General features: G+C 67.0%; 19 protein-coding genes. 18 read left to right on the plus strand and 1 reads right to left on the minus strand.

What is annotated here, in order from left to right:
• Positions 1 to 42 precede the first annotated feature (42 nt).
• From mraZ to wag31, 18 genes are all read left to right on the plus strand, one after another.
• Positions 43 to 483, plus strand: coding sequence for a division/cell wall cluster transcriptional repressor MraZ (gene mraZ / locus EF294_RS07975; RefSeq protein ID WP_123927883.1), 441 nt, complete (start codon positions 43 to 45; stop codon positions 481 to 483).
• Between the two features lie 336 nt (positions 484 to 819).
• Entirely contained in the window at positions 820 to 1,761 is a 942-nt protein-coding gene (gene rsmH, locus EF294_RS07980; RefSeq protein ID WP_185090986.1) for a 16S rRNA (cytosine(1402)-N(4))-methyltransferase RsmH, read from the plus strand.
• Positions 1,758 to 2,618: a cell division protein FtsL gene (gene ftsL / locus EF294_RS07985; RefSeq protein ID WP_123927889.1), complete on the plus strand. Its 861-nt coding sequence runs from the start codon at positions 1,758 to 1,760 to the stop codon at positions 2,616 to 2,618. The genes rsmH and ftsL overlap by 4 nt, the downstream gene beginning before the upstream one ends.
• 21 nt (positions 2,619 to 2,639) lie before the next feature.
• Positions 2,640 to 4,559, plus strand: a complete 1,920-nt coding sequence (locus tag EF294_RS07990; RefSeq protein WP_185090987.1) for a peptidoglycan D,D-transpeptidase FtsI family protein — start codon at positions 2,640 to 2,642, stop codon at positions 4,557 to 4,559.
• Positions 4,560 to 4,767: 208 nt separating this feature from the next.
• Complete coding sequence (locus EF294_RS07995; RefSeq protein WP_123927894.1) at positions 4,768 to 6,420, plus strand: UDP-N-acetylmuramoyl-L-alanyl-D-glutamate--2,6-diaminopimelate ligase; 1,653 nt, start codon at positions 4,768 to 4,770, stop codon at positions 6,418 to 6,420.
• Positions 6,417 to 6,986 carry a UDP-N-acetylmuramoyl-tripeptide--D-alanyl-D-alanine ligase gene (locus EF294_RS08000; protein ID WP_123927897.1) on the plus strand — a complete coding sequence of 190 codons (570 nt, stop codon included), beginning with the start codon at positions 6,417 to 6,419 and terminating at the stop codon, positions 6,984 to 6,986. Before EF294_RS07995 ends, EF294_RS08000 begins: the two co-directional genes overlap by 4 nt.
• A gap of 16 nt (positions 6,987 to 7,002) precedes the next feature.
• Positions 7,003 to 8,100 (plus strand): phospho-N-acetylmuramoyl-pentapeptide-transferase, encoded by a 1,098-nt coding sequence (gene mraY / locus EF294_RS08005; protein WP_123927901.1) that lies wholly within the window; start codon positions 7,003 to 7,005, stop codon positions 8,098 to 8,100.
• Between the two features lie 4 nt (positions 8,101 to 8,104).
• A complete protein-coding gene (murD, locus tag EF294_RS08010; protein WP_123927904.1) occupies positions 8,105 to 9,745 on the plus strand; it encodes a UDP-N-acetylmuramoyl-L-alanine--D-glutamate ligase in 1,641 nt (546 codons plus the stop codon).
• Positions 9,742 to 11,646, plus strand: a complete 1,905-nt coding sequence (ftsW, locus tag EF294_RS08015; RefSeq protein ID WP_123927907.1) for a putative lipid II flippase FtsW — start codon at positions 9,742 to 9,744, stop codon at positions 11,644 to 11,646. Before murD ends, ftsW begins: the two co-directional genes overlap by 4 nt.
• 71 nt (positions 11,647 to 11,717) lie before the next feature.
• Positions 11,718 to 12,935 carry an undecaprenyldiphospho-muramoylpentapeptide beta-N-acetylglucosaminyltransferase gene (murG, locus tag EF294_RS08020; protein WP_123927911.1) on the plus strand — a complete coding sequence of 406 codons (1,218 nt, stop codon included), beginning with the start codon at positions 11,718 to 11,720 and terminating at the stop codon, positions 12,933 to 12,935.
• A gap of 70 nt (positions 12,936 to 13,005) precedes the next feature.
• On the plus strand, positions 13,006 to 14,643 hold the full coding sequence (gene murC / locus EF294_RS08025; RefSeq protein WP_123927913.1) for a UDP-N-acetylmuramate--L-alanine ligase: 1,638 nt from the start codon (positions 13,006 to 13,008) through the stop codon (positions 14,641 to 14,643).
• Entirely contained in the window at positions 14,643 to 15,341 is a 699-nt protein-coding gene (locus tag EF294_RS08030) for a cell division protein FtsQ/DivIB (RefSeq protein WP_123927916.1), read from the plus strand. Before murC ends, EF294_RS08030 begins: the two co-directional genes overlap by 1 nt.
• Before the next feature lie 184 nt (positions 15,342 to 15,525).
• Positions 15,526 to 16,695, plus strand: coding sequence for a cell division protein FtsZ (gene ftsZ / locus EF294_RS08035; protein ID WP_123927920.1), 1,170 nt, complete (start codon positions 15,526 to 15,528; stop codon positions 16,693 to 16,695).
• A gap of 2 nt (positions 16,696 to 16,697) precedes the next feature.
• A complete protein-coding gene (pgeF, locus tag EF294_RS08040; protein WP_123927933.1) occupies positions 16,698 to 17,465 on the plus strand; it encodes a peptidoglycan editing factor PgeF in 768 nt (255 codons plus the stop codon).
• Positions 17,462 to 18,193, plus strand: coding sequence for a YggS family pyridoxal phosphate-dependent enzyme (locus EF294_RS08045; protein WP_123927936.1), 732 nt, complete (start codon positions 17,462 to 17,464; stop codon positions 18,191 to 18,193). The genes pgeF and EF294_RS08045 overlap by 4 nt, the downstream gene beginning before the upstream one ends.
• A 98-nt stretch (positions 18,194 to 18,291) precedes the next feature.
• On the plus strand, positions 18,292 to 19,065 hold the full coding sequence (locus tag EF294_RS08050) for a cell division protein SepF (RefSeq protein ID WP_123927939.1): 774 nt from the start codon (positions 18,292 to 18,294) through the stop codon (positions 19,063 to 19,065).
• Positions 19,066 to 19,201: 136 nt separating this feature from the next.
• On the plus strand, positions 19,202 to 19,519 hold the full coding sequence (locus EF294_RS08055; protein WP_123927941.1) for a YggT family protein: 318 nt from the start codon (positions 19,202 to 19,204) through the stop codon (positions 19,517 to 19,519).
• Positions 19,520 to 19,819: 300 nt separating this feature from the next.
• A complete protein-coding gene (gene wag31 / locus EF294_RS08060; protein ID WP_123927944.1) occupies positions 19,820 to 20,644 on the plus strand; it encodes a DivIVA-like cell division protein Wag31 in 825 nt (274 codons plus the stop codon).
• 66 nt (positions 20,645 to 20,710) lie between these two features.
• On the opposite strand, the gene EF294_RS21370 is transcribed toward wag31, so the two are convergent.
• Positions 20,711 to 20,965, minus strand: coding sequence for a hypothetical protein (locus tag EF294_RS21370; protein WP_185090988.1), 255 nt, complete (start codon positions 20,963 to 20,965; stop codon positions 20,711 to 20,713).
• Between the last annotated feature and the right edge of the window lie 233 nt (positions 20,966 to 21,198).

Consider the following 21,198-nt stretch of genomic DNA (forward strand, 5'->3'; position numbering starts at 1 on the left):
GGCAATCCGGAACGCCGTACCCAGTGGGCGGGAGGTGCCGAGATGTCGACGAGATTCGTCGGTACCTACACGCCCAAGCTGGACGACAAGGGGCGACTCACGTTGCCCGCGAAGTTTCGCGACGCATTGGCAGGAGGGGTGATGGTCACACGCGGCCAGGACTACAGCTTGTCGGTGTATCGGGCCGAGGAGTTCGATGCGATCGCGGAAAGGACGATGGAGGCGTCGCGCAATGATCCCGAAGCGCGCGCATTCCAGCGGTACTTCTTTGCCAGCACCGACGAGCAACGGCCCGACGGGCAAGGGCGGATCACCCTGTCGGCCGAGCATCGGCAGTACGCGGGACTGTCCAAGGAGTGTGTGGTGATCGGCAGTTTCGATCACCTGGAGATCTGGGATGCACAGGCATGGCGTGAATACCAGAGCCAGCATGAGGAGAACTTCTCGGCGGCGAACTCCGCGGCGTTGAGCACGGTGCTCTAACTCCGCAACGTGGGTGCAGGACAGATGCACAGGGCTTCGGGTGGCACGAGGCCCCGACCCGGTCCGACCCTGGCGTACTTCCCCAACGCCAGGTGCGCGATCGGGTCGGGACCCCGCTCCACCACAAGCCGACGCAAGCAACACACGACAGCCACCCCTCATCGAGGCCTGCCCGGACAACGGAAGACTTCACTCGGGGGTCGGCGAACTCGGAGGGGCAGGCCGGTGAGACCGCGGAACGACGACGCCAGCGCGGGTGCGCAGACCCCGCCGTTGGGTCACTCGCGCGAGCACTCCGGGGCGCCTCGCTCCGGCGAACACGGACACGTGCCCGTCATGGCTGCGCGCATCATCGAGTTGTTGCGACCCGCTCTCTCGAATCCCGCTGTCGCACAACCGGTGTTCATCGATGCCACCCTCGGTGCCGGCGGTCATACCGAGCTGATCCTGCGGGAGTTCGGGTTGGTCCGGGTCATCGGGATCGACCGGGATGCGGCTGCACTGGACATCGCCGCTGCGCGTCTGGCTGACTTCGGCGATCGAATCACCTTCCACCAGGCTCGATTCGACGGACTTCCTTTGGTCCTCGCTGAAGCCGGCATCGACCGAATCGATGCCGCCCTGTTCGACCTCGGCGTGTCCTCGATGCAGCTCGACCAGGCGGATCGGGGATTCGCCTACGCCGTTGACGCACCACTGGACATGCGAATGAATCCCGAGGCCGGACCTACTGCTGCCGATGTGCTCAACACCTACTCGCACGGTGACATCGCCCGCATACTCCGCGAATACGGTGACGAACGCTTCGCCGGAAAGATTGCGTCGGCGATCGTGCGCGAGCGCGAACGGGCGCCCTTCACCACGAGTGCGAGACTCGTTGAACTCCTCTATGCGACGATCCCCGCTGCCACTCGGCGCATCGGTGGGCACCCGGCGAAGCGGACCTTTCAGGCGCTGCGGGTGGAGGTCAACGGCGAGCTCGAGGCACTCCGGCAGGCGCTTCCGGGGGCACTCGCGTCGTTGCGGGTGGGTGGCCGTGTGGCGATGATGAGCTACCAGTCTCTCGAGGACACGATCGTCAAGCGGGAGTTCGCATTACGGACAACCTCGACCTCGCCGCCCGGTCTACCGGTCGAATTGCCCGGCACGGCCCCACGATTCCGACTCGTCACCCGGGGGGCCGAGCGCCCTGACCATCAAGAACTCGACTCGAACTCGCGGTCGGCGCCGGTCCGCGTCCGCGTCATCGAACGAATCGCAGAGGAGGAGGTGAGATGACCCTTCTCGGCGACATCGAACGTCAGGATCGACAGCGCGACAAGGACTCCGACACCACCGAGCGCGCCGCCCGGTACACCCGAGGTGAAGTCGGACGGCCGACCCGATCGCGGGCGGCCCAGCGTGCGATTGATCGGCACAGCAAGCGGATCGCCGCGCAGGAACGGCGGTCGCGGCGCGGTTCGGTCTCGGAGGCCGTCGTCGTGGCGTCTCGTACCCGGCGGGTCAGCTTGTCCGAACGGCTCTCCCGTATACCCTTCGTCATCCCAGTGCTGCTCGTGCTGGCCTTCGGCCTGGGTGTGAGTCTGTGGCTCTCGACCAAGGCGGCGCAGGACTCCTATCAGATCGGCATCGCCCGCCAACAGAATCAAGAGCTACTCGATCGCACCGACGCGCTCAAGCGCACCTTCGAGTCAGGTAACTCGGCACCCGAATTGTCCGATGCCGCAGGGGCGCTCGGGCTGGTGGTGGATCAGAACCCGGCGCGCATGGTGATCGGTGCGGACGGCAAGGCGCACATCGTCGGCGACCCGGAGGCGGCCACCGGAAAACGGATGCCCTCGATCAATCCCGATGATCAGCCGAATCTGGCTGCCACGATCGATCCGAAGAAGGTCGACGACTCGGTGGGTCTCGGTGGCGCCCAGACTTCCGCATCGAACTCCACCGCACCGAACTCCACCACACCGAGTTCTGGTGCTCCGGCCGGCACCGCGACGCCGGGTGCCACGGCCCCCACAACCCCGGCATCGCCGGCCGCGGCGGCGACCACGCCTGCGCCCAATGTGCTGCCGCAGGCCGTGCCCGCGCCGGCGACGAGCAACCCGCCGAGCGGAAATTCGCCGGAGACGCGTTAGTACGGTGGACAATTGACGATCATGACGACACGTGCGACCAGATCGGCCGCCTCCGGCCATTCGGCCGCCGGCGGAGCAGGCCGATCGCCCGCCGGCGGAGCAGGCCGATCACCACGGCGCCCCCGACAACCCCCGAATCGGCCGCATACCTTCGTGGTTCGCAGTCGGATCGCGGGTGTGGTGGTACTGCTCGCGGTCATCGCCGTGGCGATTCGCATGGTGGTCGTCCACACCATCGAGGCGCCGTCGCTGGCGCAACAGGCAGCTGCGCAGCGCGAGTACACGCAGATCATGACCGCCAAGCGTGGGGCCATCCTCGACCGCAACGGACGGCCGTTGGCCTACACCGATGAGGCGCGGTCGCTGACCTTCTTGCCCAAAGCGGTGCGCAACTCGATCGCCAAGGCGCACAAAGACAATCCCAATTTGCCTGACGTCGAGACCCGTCTGCATCAGATCGCCGACGGCGTCTCGGGCGCGCTCGGCGGATCGATCAGCGCCGACGACCTCTACAAGAAGCTCACCAGTGACGACACATTCGTCTATCTGGCGCGCTCGATCAGCCCGGACGTTGCATCGCGGATCACCGCCGATTACCCCGAGGTCGGGGCCGATCCGCAGAGCGTGCGGATCTATCCCGGCGGATCGCTTGCCGCCAACATCGTCGGAGACGTCAATTATGACGGCATCGGGCTGATCGGTCTCGAGGCATCACTCGACTCGGTGCTGGCCGGCACCGACGGCTCCAAGACCTATGACCGCGGTTCCGACGGCGCGATCATCCCCGGATCAACACGCAACGTCCACCCGGCGATCAACGGCGCCAACGTGCAACTGACCATCGACTCCGACATCCAGTGGTACGTGCAGAGCGAGGTGATGAAGGCCAAGGCCGCATCAGGTGCGCGGTCGGCGTCGGCGGTGGTGCTCGACGCGAAGACCGGTGAGGTACTCGCAATGGCCAACGACGGCACGTTCAACGCATCCAAGCCGCTGTCGGATCAGCCAGACGCCAACCTGGGCAACCCCTCGGTGACCTCACCGTTCGAGCCCGGCTCAGTCAACAAGGTGATCACCGCGTCGGCGGCGATTCAGTACGGGTTGACCACGCCCGAACAGGTTCATCAGGTTCCCGGCAGCATCCACATGGCCGGGGTCACCGTCAACGACGCGTGGGTGCACGGTGTTGCCCCGTACACCACGACCGGGATCTTCAGTAAGTCCTCCAATGTCGGCACCCTCATGCTGGCTCAGCAGGTCGGCGAGCAACGATTCGCCGATCTGGTGAACCGCTTCGGACTCGGCCGCATCACCGGCGTCGGTTTGCCCGCCGAGAGCGGCGGCGAGGTTCCCGCGCTGAGCCAGTGGTCGGGTGGTTCGTTCGCGAACCTGCCGATCGGGCAGGGCCTGTCGATGACGCTGTTGCAGATGACAGGCATGTACCAGGCCATCGCCAACGACGGACTGCGCATCCCGCCGCGCATTCTCGAGTCCGAAGCACGACAGGGGCAATCGCCGTCCGACGAACCTCGACCACAGGGCGTGCAGGTCGTGAGTCCGCAGACCGCGGTGACGGTGCGCAACATGTTCCGCGGGATCTTCCAGGACGATCCGACGGGTGAGCAGGAGGGTACCGGCGCCAAGGGTGCGGTACCGGGCTATCAACTGTCGGGCAAGACCGGTACGGCACAGCAGGTCGATCCGGCGTGCGGGTGCTACTCGAACTCGAGCTACAACATCACCTTCGCGGGGATCGCCCCGGCCGATGATCCGCGGTTTGTGGTCGGGATCATGCTCGACAATCCCAAGCGCAGTTCCGACGGTTCGGGCGGGCAGTCGGCTGCTCCGCTGTTCAAGTCGATCGCATCGTGGATCTTGCAGCACGACCGCATTCCGCAATCGCCGCAGCCCACGCCTCATATGGTGTTGCAGGCTTCGTGAGCCCCGACGCCGGCGCCGACCCTGTACGGGTGGCGTCCGGGCTGACGGTATCGTAGGTGTGTTCACGGGCGTATCAGACAACAGCGGTTGGTAGGCAGGCGAGAGCCGGCACATGAGGGCCGGTATTGACAGCCGATATCTGACAACGGGTCCGCCCGAACCCGAACCCGAGATGTGTGCGACGGCGTGAGAGGAGGGGATCTGCACGATGGCAGGACGAAGCGGATCGTCACCGCGGCGTCGGCCGAACGACCTGAGCCGCCCGACCCATCTCGATCCCACCGAGGTCGGCGTCCTCTCCCAGGCGACCGGCGCGCGGCTCGATCTGGTGGGCGAGGCACGTGCGACAACTGCCGTCACCGGGGTGTCGCTGCGCGCCCAGGACGTCCGGTCCGGTGACCTGTTCGCCGCGCTGCCCGGCGCTCGCACCCACGGTGCCCGATTCGCCGCCGACGCTGTCGAACGCGGCGCGACCGCCGTGCTCACCGATGCCGCGGGACGAGCCGAGTTGACCCGTGTCCTACCCATTGACGCGAACTGTGCTGTCCTCGTGCACCCCGAACCCCGGCGTGTTCTCGGCGGGGTCAGTGCGCGTATCTACGGTAATCCGTCACAGCGACTCAAGCTCATCGGCATCACCGGTACCTCGGGCAAGACCACGACGTCCTACATGGTCGAGGCGGCGCTGCTGGCCGCCGGGCACTCGGTAGGACTGATCGGCACCGTCCAGACGCGGGTCAACGGTGCCGCTGTGCCGAGTTCGCTCACCACTCCCGAGGCTCCGACGCTGCAGGGGTTGCTCGCCGCCATGGTCGAGCGCGGCGTCGACGCGGTGGTCATGGAGGTCTCGAGCCACGCGTTGGCGCTCGGGCGCGTCGACGGTGCACATTTCTCGGTGGGCGCGTTCACCAATTTGTCGCAGGATCACCTCGATTTCCATCCGACGATGCGAGCCTACTTCGAGGCCAAGGCGCTGATGTTCGTTGCCGGATCGTCGACCCGTGCGGTGCGCTCGGTGATCTGCGTCGACGACGAGTGGGGTCGTCGGATGGCCGAAATCGCTTCTGCTGGTTCGTCATTCGATCCGGTCACGGTGTCGACGACGGCGGACGTCGCGGCGACCTGGCGTGCCGAGCAGGTGACGGTCGGGCCCGACGGGTCGCAGCACGTCACGCTCACCGGTCCCGGGCGCAGCGGCGTCGGGATGATGCTGCCGCTGCCCGGCCGGTTCAACGTGGCCAACGCCACCTTGGCCGTCGCGATCGCCGTTGCCGCCGGGGTGAGCGCCACCGAGGCCGCCACCGCGTTGGCGCAGGTGTCGGTGCCCGGTCGTCTCGAGCGGGTCGACCGTGGACAGCCATTTCTGGCCATCGTCGACTATGCGCACAAGCCCGGCGCCCTCGATGCCGTGCTGTCGACGTTGCGCGCGCAGAGTGCTGGCCGGATCGGTGTGGTCGTCGGCGCAGGCGGCGATCGGGACCACGGCAAGCGCCCCATGATGGGCGCCGCGGCAGCCCGCGGGGCCGAGCTGGTCATCATCACCGACGACAACCCGCGCTCCGAGGACCCCGCGGCGATCCGGGCGGCGATGCTCGCCGGACTCGCCGAGGTACCCGCCGACGATCTGCCCGCCGGTGCCGATCATCGCGAGATCGGGGATCGGAGGGCGGCCATCACCGCAGCCGTCGAGTGGGCGCAGCCCGGCGACGTGATCCTGGTGGCCGGCAAGGGACATGAGGCAGGTCAGGAGATCGACGGCGTGAAGCACCCCTTCGACGACCGTGTGGTGCTGGGCGAGGCCCTGGACCAGATTTCCGGTGGCGCCACCGAGCAGCCGGCGGGCCGAGAGGCACTCCGGTGAGCACCGAGCTGACCGTGCTCACCACCGCGATGCCCGCGCGGATCGATGACGTCACGTCTGGGCTGCGGGCACTCGTAGAGTCGGCCGATCGGGCTCGGCGAGCGGGCGCGGGCGACCTCCTGGGCCGGCGGACGTGGGCGATCATCGGCGAACTCTTGCTCGACGGCGCCGACCGCGACGACGAGAACCATCGGGCCGTCGAACACGACCGGGTCGGCCGGCTTGCGGTTCGTCTCGCCGTGGACAAGGTGTTGTGCGTAGGGTCCGGTCGGGCCGTGCGTGCGCTGCATCAAGGCACCGTGATGGAGGGGTCCTGGGGAGACGAGGTCCGTCAGGTCCAGAGCGTCGAGGAGGTCGTCGCCTTGTTCATCGACGAGCCGCAGTGGCGACCGCAGCCGGGCGACACCGTCCTGTGGGCGGCGGGAGACCGGGCCGGTGGGATCGCCGCCTTCATCGAGGATGCGTTTCATCAACCGGTGACACTGCGCACGGTGGAGGCCGAGAAGACAGCGCAGGCCGAGAAGGCAGCGCAGCCGGACGACTCAAACGCAGGAGCGAACGAATGAAGGCGAGGACGTGCAGGTGACCCAGATCCTCATCGCGGGGGCCATCTCGGTGGCGGTGTCGATCATGCTCACCCCGTTGCTGATCCGATTGTTCTCGCGGCAGGGCTTCGGTCAGGAGATCCGGGTCGAGGGCCCGCAGAGCCACCAGACCAAACGAGGCACGCCGTCGATGGGCGGTGTCGCGATCCTGATCGCCTTGTGGGCCGGCTATTTCGGTGCCCACCTGGCCGGGATTTTCATGGATTCCGACGCTGGGCCGAGCGCATCGGGATTGCTCGTGTTGGGGCTTGCAACGGCATTGGGCGGTGTCGGATTCCTTGACGACTTCATCAAGATCCGCAAACAGCGCAACCTGGGACTCAACAAGACCGCCAAATCGATCGGGCAGTTCATCGCCGCGATCCTGTTCGGCATCCTGGTGCTGCAGTTCCGCAACAACTCCGGTCTCACCCCGGCCGGACCGTACCTGTCCTACGTCCGCGACATCGACGCGATCTCGATGGTGTCGGTTGCCTTTGTCGTGTTTGTCTGGCTGGTGGTCGCCGCGTGGTCGAACGCCGTCAACTTCACCGACGGTCTCGACGGTCTGGCCGCCGGCTCGATGGCGATGGTCCTCGGGTCCTATGTGCTGGTGGCCTTCTTCCAGTTCGTCAACGCCTGCTCCGGCGGGGCGAAACCGGCCAACGACATCCCCCAGGGTTGCTACAACGTGCGCGATCCGCTGGATCTGGCGCTGATCGCGGTTGCCGGTGGCGGAGCCTGCCTGGGATTCCTCTGGTGGAATGCCGCTCCTGCCAAGATATTTATGGGCGACACCGGGTCGCTGGCGCTCGGCGGCATGCTCGCCGGGCTGTCCATCACCACCCGCACCGAGTTGCTCGCCGTCGTGATCGGTGCTCTGTTCGTCGCCGAGATTGTGTCGGTGGTCATCCAGATTGCATTCTTCCGGACCACCGGGCGACGGGTGTTCCGGATGGCGCCGTTCCATCACCACTTCGAGCTCGGCGGTTGGGCGGAGACGACGGTGATCATCCGGTTTTGGCTGTTGACGGCCATCGCCTGTGCCCTGGGGCTCTCGCTGTTCTACGGCGAGTTCCTGGCCGTCAAGGGCTGAGACGATGAGTGCGACGTCCCACCCCGGGGTACCGCTGCCGGGCCGTTCGGTGCTCGTCGCGGGCGGCGGGTCGGCCGGGATGTCGGCGGCAGGCCACCTGCTGGATCTGGGTGCGCAGGTCACCATTGCCGACGAACGCGTCACCACCGAGGGAGTGGGCGCCATCGCCGGGGCGTCGGCCATGGTCGACCGCGGGGCTCGGCTGATCGCCGTCGCCGATCTACTTGCTGATCCTGCCTGGATAGAACGTACCGATCTGGTCATCGTGTCGCCGGGCTTCCCGCCCGACCACCCGCTCGCCGTCGCCGCACGCGCTGCAGACCTACCCATATGGGGTGAGGTCGAACTCGCCTGGCAGCTGGATTCCGCCGGGATCTATGGACCCCCGCGCACGTGGCTGGTCGTTACCGGCACCAACGGCAAGACCACGACGACCTCGATGCTCGCCGACATCGTCGCCGCGTCCGGGCGTGCCGGCGCAGCGTGCGGCAACATCGGGCGCCCGGTGCTCGACGCCATGGCCGAGAGCCCCCGCGTCGACGTGCTCTGCGCAGAACTCTCGTCGTTCCAACTGTATTGGGCGCCGTCGATCGTGCCGAGTGCCGGTGTCGTGCTGAACGTCGCCGACGACCATCTCGACTGGCACGGGTCCTTCGACGCCTACGCACAGGCCAAGCAGATCGCCCTGCACGGAGCCGTCGGCGTCGTCGGGCTCGATGATCCCGTCGCCGCAGCGCTGGCGGTCATGGGTAGGCGGGTCGGGTTCACGCTGTCGGCGCCCGCCGACGGCGAAGTCGGGGTTCGCGACGGGGAACTGGTCGACCGCGCGTTCGGCGAGGCGGACGCGATGGCCGGAGTCGGGAGTGCGGAGGGCACGACACTCGCCGAAGTCGCGGGTATCCGGCCACCGGGACCGTCCGGGCTGGCCGATGCCCTGGCCGCTGCGGCGCTGGCCCGGTCGATCGGGGTGAGCCCCGACGCGATCCGATCGGCACTGGCGGCGTTCCGGCCGGCCGCACACCGTGGCGAGGTCGTTGCAGAGCTGGATGGCATTGCCTTCGTTGACGATTCCAAGGCGACCAATCCGCATGCCGCGCAGGCGGCGATCGCCGCTCATCGCAGGGTGATCCTGATCGCCGGCGGTTTGCTCAAGGGCGCGTCGCTGGCGAGCATGCTCGACGCCGTCGCCGATCGTCTTGCCGGCGTCGTTGCGATCGGGCGCGATCGCGAGCTGGTTGTCGCAGCGATCGCGCGACACGCCCCAGAAGTCCCAACCGTCACAGTGTTCACAGGGGACGATGGCTGCGTGACCGTACAGCGAGAGCTCTGCTTCCCGTCGGGCGTCGACCTGCCCGCAGCTCCGGGTGCCTCCGTCGCCCCGGGTGCCTCCGGTGTGTCGTCGGCATCCGCATCGCCACCCGGCGACACCGCGGTGGCGGTGATGGATCGCGCCGTACACGTCGCGTGGTCCCTCGCCGCGGCTCACCGGGGCAAGGATCGTCCCGACGCGATCCTGCTGGCGCCCGCGGCCGCGTCGCTGGACATGTTCGCCGGCTATGGTCGACGCGGGGATGCATTCGCCGACGCCGCACGCTCGCTCGCCGGCGACGGCCGGGCGGTCGATGAGCAGGCGCAGCGGCGATGAGTACCGCGTCGACGGACGGATCGTCCGACGATCCCGACGCGCCGACCGACGACACGGAAGTGGAGTCGGATACCGACGCCGTCTGGGCTGCGAACGATGGGGCCGCGAACGATGGGGCCGCGAACGACGCGACAGAGACGAGGGAAAGCACGCCCTCGCGCTCCCGGTCACGAGCAGACGCGCGAACCTCCGACACGCCGAAGCAGGCCGGTGTGGCCGAAATGGTCGGGACGGCATTGTCGACGATCGCGGAGGGTACGCGCAGCCTACTGGGCCGTCCGCTCGCGTCGTATCACCTGATCGTGACCCTGGCGTTGCTGTTGACGGCGTTCGGGCTGGTAATGGTGCTCTCGGCGTCGTCGGTCGAGCGTTATTCGCAGGACGGATCGGCCTACGGCCTGTTCGCGACGCAGGTCGTGTTCGCCCTGATGGGCGTGGTCGTCTTTTACCTCACGTTGCGACTACCGGTGCGGTTGTTGCGCCGGATGGCCGCGCCCCTGATGGTGATCACGACGGTGCTGCTGGCGCTGGTGCTGATCCCCGGGGTGGGCACGCTCAGCCAGGGTGCCCGACGCTGGTTCGTCATCTCGGGGCTGTCGGTGCAACCGTCGGAGCTGGTGAAGGTCGCGCTCTGTGTGTGGGGTGCGCATTTGCTGGCGTCGCGGCGTCGGGACAACGCACCGCTGAAGGAACTGCTGATCCCGCTGTTGCCGGTCGGTTTGCTGATCTGTCTGCTGATCATCCTCGAACCGAACCTGTCGACGACGATCACCATCGCGATCATCATCGGCACCCTGTTGTGGTTCGCGGGTCTACCGATCAAGGTGTTCACTGCGTTCGCGCTGACGGGTGCGGGCATCGCGATCGTGCTGGCTCTGGTGGAGGGCTATCGCTCGCAGCGAGTGATGAGCTTCCTCGGCGGTATCGACGATCCGCAGGGGGCCGGATACCAGGCCCGTCAGGCGACCTATGCACTGGCCAACGGCGGTGTGTTCGGGGTAGGGCTCGGGCAGAGTCGTGCCAAATGGAACTATCTGCCCAACGCGCACAACGACTTCATCTTCGCGATCATCGGTGAGGAACTCGGGCTCATCGGGGGCCTGCTGGTGGTGGCGCTGTTCGTGATCTTCACCTTCATCGGTCTGCGCATCGCCCACCGGTCGACCGATCCGTTCCTGCGCTTGATGACGGCGACGATCACCGTGTTGATCACCACGCAGGCGCTGATCAACATTGGATATGTGATCGGCCTGCTACCGGTAACCGGCATCCAGTTGCCGCTATTGTCGGCGGGCGGCACATCGACGTTGACGGTGTTGGCGATGCTCGGGTTGTTGGCCAACGCGGCCCGCCATGAACCGGAAGCGGTGGTGGCGTTGTCGACGAGTAGGCCCGGACGGCTGGGCCGTATCCTGCGCCTACCGACCCCGGTGGCCTACAAGCCGTCTCGCGCCGAGGTGCTGCGTGATCGACTCGATGGGCGGCGTTCGGGGTCGGGCTCGACCCCGGCGTCGGTGCGTCGCGGACGGCTAGGACCGAGGGGTGGTCCGGCTCCGACTCCGGAGGCCAAGCGATCGATATGGCGCCGGGTGCTGCCGGGTCGCAGGTCGGGAGCGGCGGTGCGCCCGGCAGGGGCGACCCAGGACGCCGGCAGGTATCGTGCAGGCGCCGGGAGCGAAGCGAGCGGGCCTCGTTATTGGGGCGCCGGGAGCGAAGCGAGCGGGCCTCGTTATTGGGGCGCCGGGAGTCAAGCGAGCGGGCCTCGTTATCGGGGCGCCGGGAGCGAAGCGAACGCGCGGTACTCGGCCGGTCATTCGAGGTGGCCCCGGTCTGGATATTCGGGTTCGCAGTCGCGGTCGCAGCCGCGCGGATATCCCAGTGGTACGGCGCGTCGCCGCTGAGGCAGACGTGCGTGTTCGGATGTGACGGTGTGACCCGCCGACTGGCGGCGAAATGGAGTTGACGACCCGCGATGGAATCACAGGAGCACGGTGCTGCGTGGGCCGAGGGATCGGACTCTCGCCCGCTCTCGGTGGTAGTGGCCGGTGGCGGTACGGCTGGGCACATCGAGCCTGCGTTGGCGGTCGCCGACGCGGTGCGGCGTCTGGACTCGCAGGCCAGGATCACCGCGTTGGGAACGAGTCGTGGGCTGGAGACGTCGCTGGTTCCCGAGCGTGGATACGAGTTGTCGTTGATCCCGCCGGTGCCGTTGCCGCGTAAGCCGGGTGTGGAGTTGGCGAAGACTCCGCTGCGACTGGCCCGGTCGGTGGTAGCTGCACGCAAGGCGCTGGCGGCGGTGGATGCCGACGTCGTCGTCGGTTTCGGCGGTTATGTGTCGATTCCCGCCTACCTCGCGGCGCAGGCGCATCTGCGGGGCAAACGGCGGCTACCGGTGGTGATCCACGAGGCGAATGCCAGTGCCGGTATCGCCAACAAGGTGGGTGCACGGTTCGCTGACGTGGTGCTCGCAGCGGTGGACGGTTCGGGGCTCGCCGACGCCCGGGTGGTCGGTATCCCGGTGCGCGGGCAGATCGCCGAGTTGGATCGGATGGCCTTGCGCGCCAAGGCTCGTCATTATTTCGGGCTTGACGAGGATGCTCCGACGCTACTGGTGTTCGGCGGCTCGCAGGGGGCTGCGCAGCTCAATGCGGCGGTGGCCGGTGCGGCCGAGGCGTTGGGTCGCGCGGGCATCGGTGTTCTGCACGCGTACGGACCGAAGAACTCGATCGATCCGGTCTCGCCCGAGGGGGCTCCACCATATCGGGGTGTCGGATATCTCAAGCGGATGGACCTCGCATATGCCGCGGCCGACCTGGTCGTGTGCCGGTCGGGTGCGATGACGGTGGCCGAGGTGTCGGCGACGGGGCTCCCGGCGATCTACGTGCCGCTGCCGCATGGCAATGGGGAGCAGCGGCTCAACGCGTTGCCGGTCGTGCGTGCCGGTGGTGGGCTGCTCGTCGACAACGACGATCTCACCAGCGACTGGGTGGCGCGGGAGGTGCCCGACCTGTTGTCGGATCCGGAACGGCTGTCGGCGATGTCGGCGGCCGCGTCGGGTACCGGGCATCGCGACGCGGCGACCGAGGTGGCGCGGGCGGCGTTGGACCTGGCTGCGCGGTTTCGCGCCGGTGAGCATCGTAAGCCGCTGGCGGCCGCGTTTCGTTCGCCGCTCTCGGCCTCCGAGCAGTGAACAATTGGGGAGTCGGCACGCCTGGTGCCGACGTGAGTTGTCGTGTGGAATCCGGCGAGGGAGGTAACCCATGACCGGCGAGATGTCGGGGTCGGTGGTCGGGGAGCTGCCCGACCATCTGCGCCGTGTCCACATGGTCGGCATCGGTGGTGCGGGCATGTCGGGTTTGGCTCGTATCCTGCTCGCGCGGGGATCTCAGGTGTCGGGGTCGGACGCCAAGAGTAGTCGCGGCATCCTGGCGTTGCGCACACGTGGCGCCCTGATCCAGGTGGGGCACGACCCCTCGGCGCTGGATCAGATCCCTGGTGGTCCGTCGGTGGTGGTGACCACGCACGCGGCGATCCCCAAGACCAACCCGGAACTTGTTGCCGCGCGGTCGCGCCGGATTCCGATCCTGTTGCGGCCGCATGTGCTGGCGGAGTTGATGGTCGGGTACCGGTCGGTGCTGATCGCGGGCACGCACGGAAAGACCTCGACCACCTCGATGACGGTGGTGGCACTGCAACACTGTGGCCTCGATCCGTCGTTCGCGATCGGCGGTGAACTCAACGAGTCGGGTACCAACGCCCATCACGGAAGCGGGTCGGTGTTCGTGGCCGAGGCCGATGAGAGTGACGGGTCGCTGCTCGAATACGTCCCGGATATCGTGGTGGTCACCAACATCGAGGTCGATCATCTCGACTTCTTCGGCACGGTGGAGCGTTACGTCGCGGTGTTCGACGAGTTCGTTGCGCGGATCAAGCCGGGTGGATCCTTGGTGGTGTGTCTCGATGATCCGGGTGCTTGCGCACTTGCGCGGCGCCACGCGGCGTCTCTGTCGCAGCGTGGCGTGTCGGTGCTGGGTTACGGCGTGCCGGAGGTGGAGGTTCCCGACGGCGTGCGGGTGGTGGCGACGATGACCTCTTGGATGCCGACGGCGACCGGCAGTGAGATCGGTGTGCGTTTCGGCTCGCCGGTCATCGATGCCGAGGCGGTGGCGGACAATCCGGTGCACCGCTCGGTGGCACTGACGATTCCGGGAATCCATATGGCGCGCAACGCGATTGCTGCGATCGTCGCAGCCACCTGCGCAGGCGGTGACCTCTCGGCGGTGATCAAGGGGATCGAGGCGTTCGCCGGCGTGCGCAGGCGATTCGAATTCAAGGGCCGCGTGAGCATCGACGACGGTGGTGTCGAGGGCGGTGGGGCCGACGGCGACGACAGCGCCGAACGGGGTGCGACGGCCGGGGGAGTCGTCGAGGTCTTCGATGATTACGCCCATCATCCGACCGAGGTGGCCGCGGTGCTGACGGCCGCGCGTGCCATGGTCGACGGCGACGACTCCGGCCACCGACGCCGCGTCGTCGCGGTGTTTCAACCCCACTTGTATTCGCGCACAGAGGAATTTGCCGACGATTTTGCTGCTTCGCTCGACCTCGCCGATGCAGTGGTGGTCGCCGATGTGTACGGGGCGCGCGAGGAGCCGGTACCCGGTGTCAGTGGCCGGATGATCGTCGAGCGGATGGCGCTGGCGGCACACTTCGAGCCCGATCTGTCCGCGCTGGCAACAACGGTGGCCAGGCTGGTGCGGCCGGGGGACGTGGTGTTGACCATCGGTGCGGGCGACATCACGATGCAGGGTCCGGAAATCCTTGCCGCGCTCGCGCATCGCGCGTCCGGTGGGGATCTCGATCCCGACGTCGAGACAACGGGCGGCGGTGAGCGTTGATGCGTGTGCTGCCGCAACGGCGTCGTCCGCGGATTGTTCTTGGCGTCGTTCTGACCGTCGTGGTGGTCGTGGGCCTGGTGCTCATCGCTTACCTGACGCCGCTGATGTCGGTGCGCAACATCGAGATCAGTGACAATCGAACCGTTCCCGGAGCACAGATCCTCGGTGCTGCCGCGGTCGCGTCCGGTACGCCGCTGTTGCAGGTCGACACCGAGGCGGTGGCGCGGCGGATCGCGGCCATCCCGTCCATCTCTTCGGCGCGGGTGCAGCGTAGTTATCCCTCGACCTTGCAGATCACTGTCTCCGAACGGGTACCGGTCGCAGTGGTTCCCGATGGCGACAAGGTGCACGTGCTCGACCGGTCTGGCGTGGGATACCTGACGTACCCGAACTCCGCGATTCCCGCAGAGGTCAAGAAACTCCCGGTGTTGCAGACCGCGACTCCCGGTCCGGCCGATCCGACAACGCGCGCTGCGCTCGGGGTGACCGCGGGCCTGCCTCCGCAGTTGTCGGCGCTGGTGCTGCGGGTGATCGCGAATTCGCCGGTGGATATCGAATTGGCGTTGACCGGCGACCGCAAGGTCATCTGGGGTGATGACACTCGCAACGACGAGAAGGCGCGCACACTTGGCTACCTCCTGAGCCAGAGGGCGACCGAGTACAACGTCTCGGCGCCGAACTTCCCTGCCTTTCGCTGAGGATTCGCTGTCGACGCCCTGCGAATCGGTGTCGGAGGACACGAGTTTGGCGACACGCCGGGCCACCTGCTGGCCCACCGGGGTGGTGATGCCTAGCGTCAATCCCAACATCACTACTTGACATAACTCTGAATCTATGGTTGAGGTTTAGGGTTTCGCGATCGACAAGAGGAAGGCGAGCGTCATGACGCCACCGCACAACTACCTGGCCGTGATCAAGGTCGTCGGCATCGGCGGCGGCGGCGTCAACGCCGTGAACCGCATGATCGAGCAGGGGCTCAAGGGGGTGGAGTTCATCGCCATCAATACCGACGCCCAGGCGCTGCTGATGAGCGACGCCGACGTCAAGCTCGACGTCGGACGTGACTCGACCAGGGGGCTCGGCGCCGGTGCAGATCCCGAGGTCGGCCGGCGTGCGGCCGAAGACGCCCGCGACGAGATCGAGGAGCTCCTTAAGGGCGCCGATATGGTCTTCGTGACCGCGGGAGAGGGCGGCGGCACCGGCACCGGTGGTGCACCGGTGGTGGCCCAGATCGCCCGCAAGCTTGGCGCACTGACCGTCGGCGTGGTGACGCGACCGTTCGCATTCGAGGGCAAGCGCCGCGGTGGCCAGGCAGAGGCAGGGATCACCGCGCTGCGTGAATCGTGCGACACCCTGATCGTCATCCCCAACGATCGTCTGCTTCAGCTCGGCGATGCCCAGGTGAGCCTCATGGACGCCTTCCGTAGCGCCGACGAGGTGCTTCTCAACGGCGTGCAGGGCATCACCGATCTGATCACCACCCCGGGCCTGATCAACGTCGACTTCGCCGACGTCAAGGGCGTCATGAGTGATGCTGGCAGCGCCCTGATGGGAATCGGCTCCGCGCGCGGCGAGGACCGCGCGAAGAAGGCTGCCGAGTCGGCGATCAACTCGCCGTTGCTCGAGGCGTCGATGGAAGGTGCGCGTGGTGTGCTCATCTCGATCGCCGGTGGCAGTGACCTCGGTCTGTTCGAGATCCACAACGCCGCGACCCAGGTCCAAGAAGCCGCCCACGAGGACGCGAACATCATCTTCGGCACGGTGATCGACGACAACCTCGGCGACGAGGTGCGGGTCACAGTGATCGCCGCCGGGTTCGACGGTGGCTCGCCGCGCAAGCGTGCCGACGCTCCGGCCGCCGGCGCGGGCAAGGTCGGGGCCGCGCAGGCCGGTGACGTGTCCCGGCCGGCGAAGAACGACCCCCTGTTCGGTGAGATGCCGTCGGGTCAGGGCGATCCCTTCGCCTCGTCGTCGACGCCGGAGCGGCCACGTCGCAACAATGTGACCATCGACGACGACGACGTCGATGTGCCCTCCTTCATGAAGCGATAGTCGTGGGTCAGACCGGCGGACCGGCGACGGCGGCCCAGGTGCGTCGGGTGGTCACCACGCGCGCCGGCGGCAGCTCGCAGGCGCCGTACGAGAGTTTCAATCTCGGTGATCACGTCGGTGACGACCCGGCAGCGGTCGCGGCCAATCGTTCGCGGCTGGCCCGCCAGATCGGGGTGGACGAGTCCCGGATGGTGTGGATGGAGCAGATCCACAGCCGCAACGTGACCGTGGTCGACGAGTCGACGTTTACCGCGTCCGACGTCGAGAAGATCGGCCCCTCGATCCGGGTGCCGGCGACCGATGCACTGGTCACCGCCCTGCCCAGGGTGGCGCTCGCGGTGCTTTCGGCTGATTGTGTGCCGGTGCTGCTCAGTGACGACCAGGCCGGTGTCATCGCCGGTGTTCACGCCGGTCGTGTCGGTGCCCGCATCGGTATCGTGCCGGCCACCCTGCGCGCGATGATCCGGCTCGGGGCGCGTCCTGAGCGCATCGGGGCCTTCCTCGGCCCGGCGGCCGGTGGTGAGCGCTACGAGGTGCCCGACGCGATGCAGCGTGACGTCGAGGAGCATTTGCCCGGCAGCGCGTGCCAGACGGCGAAGGGTACCGCTGGTCTGGACCTGCGGGCCGGTATCCGGCGGCAGTTGCTTGCCGCCGGGGTGAACTCGGTGGCCGTCGACCCGCGGTGCACGATCTCCGACACTGATCTGTTCAGTCACCGCCGCGGCGCGCCGACGGGTCGGCTGGCGTCGGTCATCTGGATCGACCGGTGAGCGATCCGCGCACCGAGGAGCTCGCGCAGCGCCTGGCCACGGTGCGCGCGGAGCTTGACGCAGCCGTCGCACGCACCGGTCGGGTGCCGGGTGACGTCGAGCTGCTGGTGGTGACCAAGTTCTTTCCGGCCGCCGACGTCGCGCGCCTGATCGAGCTGGGCGAGCGCGAGTTCGGCGAGTCCCGCGAACCGGAGGCGAGTCGCAAGATCGCCGAACTCGGTGAACTCGTCGACAGCCGCGGAGCCGTCTTCGACATGATCGGCAGTGTGCAGACCAAGAAGGCGAAAACCGTTGCACGATGGGCGCGTTCGGTGCAATCGGTGGATCGCCACAAGCTCGTCGATCAGTTGGCGACGGCGGCGCAGGCGGCGCTGCACGAGCAGTTGCGCACCGAGCCGCTGGGGGTGTTCTGTCAGGTCAGTCTCGACGGTGACCCGACGCGCGGTGGCGTCATCGAGGCGGAGCTACCCGAACTCGCGCAGCGCGTGGTCGCGGCGCCGTCGTTGCGGCTGGCGGGCCTGATGGTGATCGCCCCGACCAATGGTGAGGTGCGGGAGTGGATGGCCAGGACGGCGCGCATCCGCGAGAGATTCCTCCGAGAGTATCCGGATGCGACAGCGCTGTCGGCCGGCATGAGTGCCGACATGGCGATCGCCGTCGAATACGGCTCGACATGTGTGCGTGTCGGTACCGCGATCATGGGATCTCGGCCGTTACTCTCTCAGTAATCACACAAGTCACACGAGAACCATCGAGAACAGCTCACACACCGGCAACAGCTGCAACACCCGCTCGTGAGCGTCGGATGACCAGAGAGGCCCAGCACATGACCACGATGCAGAAATTCAAGGCGTATTTCGGCATGGTGCCTCCGAGCGAGTACGAGGACGATTACCTCGACGAGCCCGGCCCCGGCCCGGTCCGGACCGCTGTGCGCGAGCGCGCCTACCGCGACGACTACTACGGCGATTCGTCCTACCGGGAGGAGGCACTCGCCGACGCCGCCTACGGTGATTACCGCGACGCCGGCTACCGGGATCGCGAGGCCGGCTTCGCCGGACGCGATCGTGAGGTCTACGCCGAGGAGCGGCGCTATGCGGTGGGTGGCTACGAGGGATACGAGCCCGGGTACGCAGGCGCGGAGTACGCCTACGCGGGCGGTGTGGTCCGAGCGGCCACCGAGGTGTCGCCCGAGCGGGTGCGTGCCACCCGGCTCGAGCCGTTGCAGCGCTCGAGCGGTGCAACGTTGCGCGCGACCGGCGCCGGACGGCCGAGCGCGGCCGAGCGGGGTGACCTCGAGCGCGTGTTCGCCGACGGTCCGTTACACAAGATCACCACCCTGCGCCCGTCCGATTACGGTGAGGCCCGCACCATCGGTGAGCGCTTCCGTGACGGCAATCCGGTGATCATGGACCTGGTCAATATGACCAACGACGATGCCAAGCGACTCGTCGACTTCGCCGCCGGACTGGCATTCGCATTGCGCGGCTCCTTCGACAAGGTGGCCACCAAGGTGTTCTTGCTCTCACCCGCCGATATTGACGTCTCGGCCGAGGACCGGCGCAAGATCGCCGAGACCGGGTTCTACAACCAGTCCTGACCGGTACGGATTGCCCGATATCGCACCGCGCTGCGAGGCGTCCGGCAATTCCCCCGAATCACCGTCCTCGCGCCCGCGGCGACGTGCCGGAACCCCGGTGCGGCCGCGGGTGCCTCACGTCAGGCACTCTTGAGAAGTGGCGATTGCGTTCGAAGTCATCTGGTACATCCTGTTCGTCTATTGGCTGCTCTTGCTGGCCCGGCTCGTCGTGGAGTTGGTGCGCACCTTCGCGCGGGAATGGCGACCGACGGGGATCGTCGTGGCGATCTTCGAGATCACCTTCACGGTGACCGACCCACCGATCAAATTGTTCCGGCGGATCATCCCGCCGATTCCACTCGGCCCGGTCCGCCTCGACCTGTCGTTGATGATCGTGCTGATCCTGGTGGTGATCGCGATGCAGGTGGTCGGGTCGTTCAGGGTGGGGGCCGCGGTGTCGGCACTCGGAATGTGACCGGCGTCGACGGAGGTCGGACGGGAAGGTCGGTCGCCGAATTGCCTGGCGACTTGGCCGGAGAGCGTATTGCTGATGTCATGGTTGAGTGACTGTTTGATTGCAGGATGACATCGACGTCCTACTACGAACGGTTCAGATGTGACAGGATAAGACGCCAGTTACAGATTTTGACTGGTATGAATGGTCAGTGACAGTCTGTAATGCGACACGCGACAGCGTGGAACTACTCGACTGACGCAGTACTACTGACATAACGCACGACCAAGACAAGCTCGAACGACATTGAGGGGAACCGACATGCGGCTGACACCAGCTGATGTGCACAACGTCGCGTTCAGCAAACCGCCTATCGGTAAACGCGGCTACAACGAAGACGAGGTGGACCAGTTCCTCGACTTTGTCGAAGCAGAACTCGCGCGTCTGATCGACGAGAACTCGGATCTGAAACAACGCGTCGAAGAACTCGAAGGCGAGCTCACCGAAGCGCGATCGGGTGCTGCTGCGGCGCCTGCGCCGTCGGAGGACCACACCCAGGTCTTCGCGGTGTCCACTCCCGAACCCCAGGCCGCACCGGCTTCTGTTCCGGCGGCGGCACCGGCCGATGCCGACTCACACGTCCGTGCGGCCAAGGTCCTCGCGCTTGCGCAGGAGACCGCCGATCGTCTGACCAGCACGTCACGGCAGGAAGCCGACTCGTTGCTGGCCGATGCGCGGCAGCGGTCGGACTCGATGGTTGCCGACGCGCAGAGCAAGTCCGAGGCCATGCTCGCCGATGCGCGGCAGCGGTCGGAGGCCATCCTGGCCGACGCGCAGACCCGCTCGGAGGCGCAGCTGCGTCAGGCGCAGGAGCGTGCCGACGCCTTGCAGAGTGATGCCGAGCGCAAGCACGCCGAGATCATGGGCACAATCAACCAGCAGCGCGGTGTGCTCGAGGGGCGGATCGAGCAACTCAAGATCTACGAGCGCGAATACCGTACGCGCCTCAAGACCTACCTGGAATCCCAGCTCGAGGAACTTCAGCAGCGCGGTAGTGCGGCTCCGGTCGAGAGCGGACGCCCGGCCGATCAGTCGTTCTCCACCGATCCCGGCAACGGTGGATTCAGCAGCTATTCTCAGAGCTGAACGGGACGACACTAGGTCGATGACGTGCTGACCCTGGCGTTGGCTGCCACGCTTGTCGGATTCGTCCTACTTGTCGTCGGCCTGATCACCGGCACACTGTGGCTTGCCCTCGCCTGCATCGTCGTCTGCCTCGTCGGCCTGATCTTCCTCGTTGCCGATATCGTGTCGAGTGGTCGGCGCAGTAGGGCCGACGACGAGGCCGGTGGTGGCTTCGGGTTTGCCGCGGGGCAGCACGACGAAGACGGCGACGACTCCGACGATGCCCGGCACGCCTCCAGGAGCACCGAGGACGGTGGTCCCCAGCCGGTGTCCGAGCAACACCAGGACACCGATACGCAGTCGACTGAGGATCGCCGTCGGGCGCTCTGGGAAGGCGTGATCTCGTCTCCCGGCGCACCCGACTCAGAGAGGGATGCACACGGGAGTGATCCGCGTCCGCCGGAGTCCGTGCCGACCCAAGCTGCTCCGCTGCCTACTCTCCCCGGCGCACCGGAAGCCGATCGGCACACCGCGCCCTCGACCGCTGAGCGGGGATATGACGACTATCTGCGATC

Origin of the sequence: Gordonia oryzae (assembly GCF_003797185.1) — a bacterium.
Classification (GTDB): Bacteria; Actinomycetota; Actinomycetes; order Mycobacteriales; family Mycobacteriaceae; genus Gordonia; species Gordonia oryzae.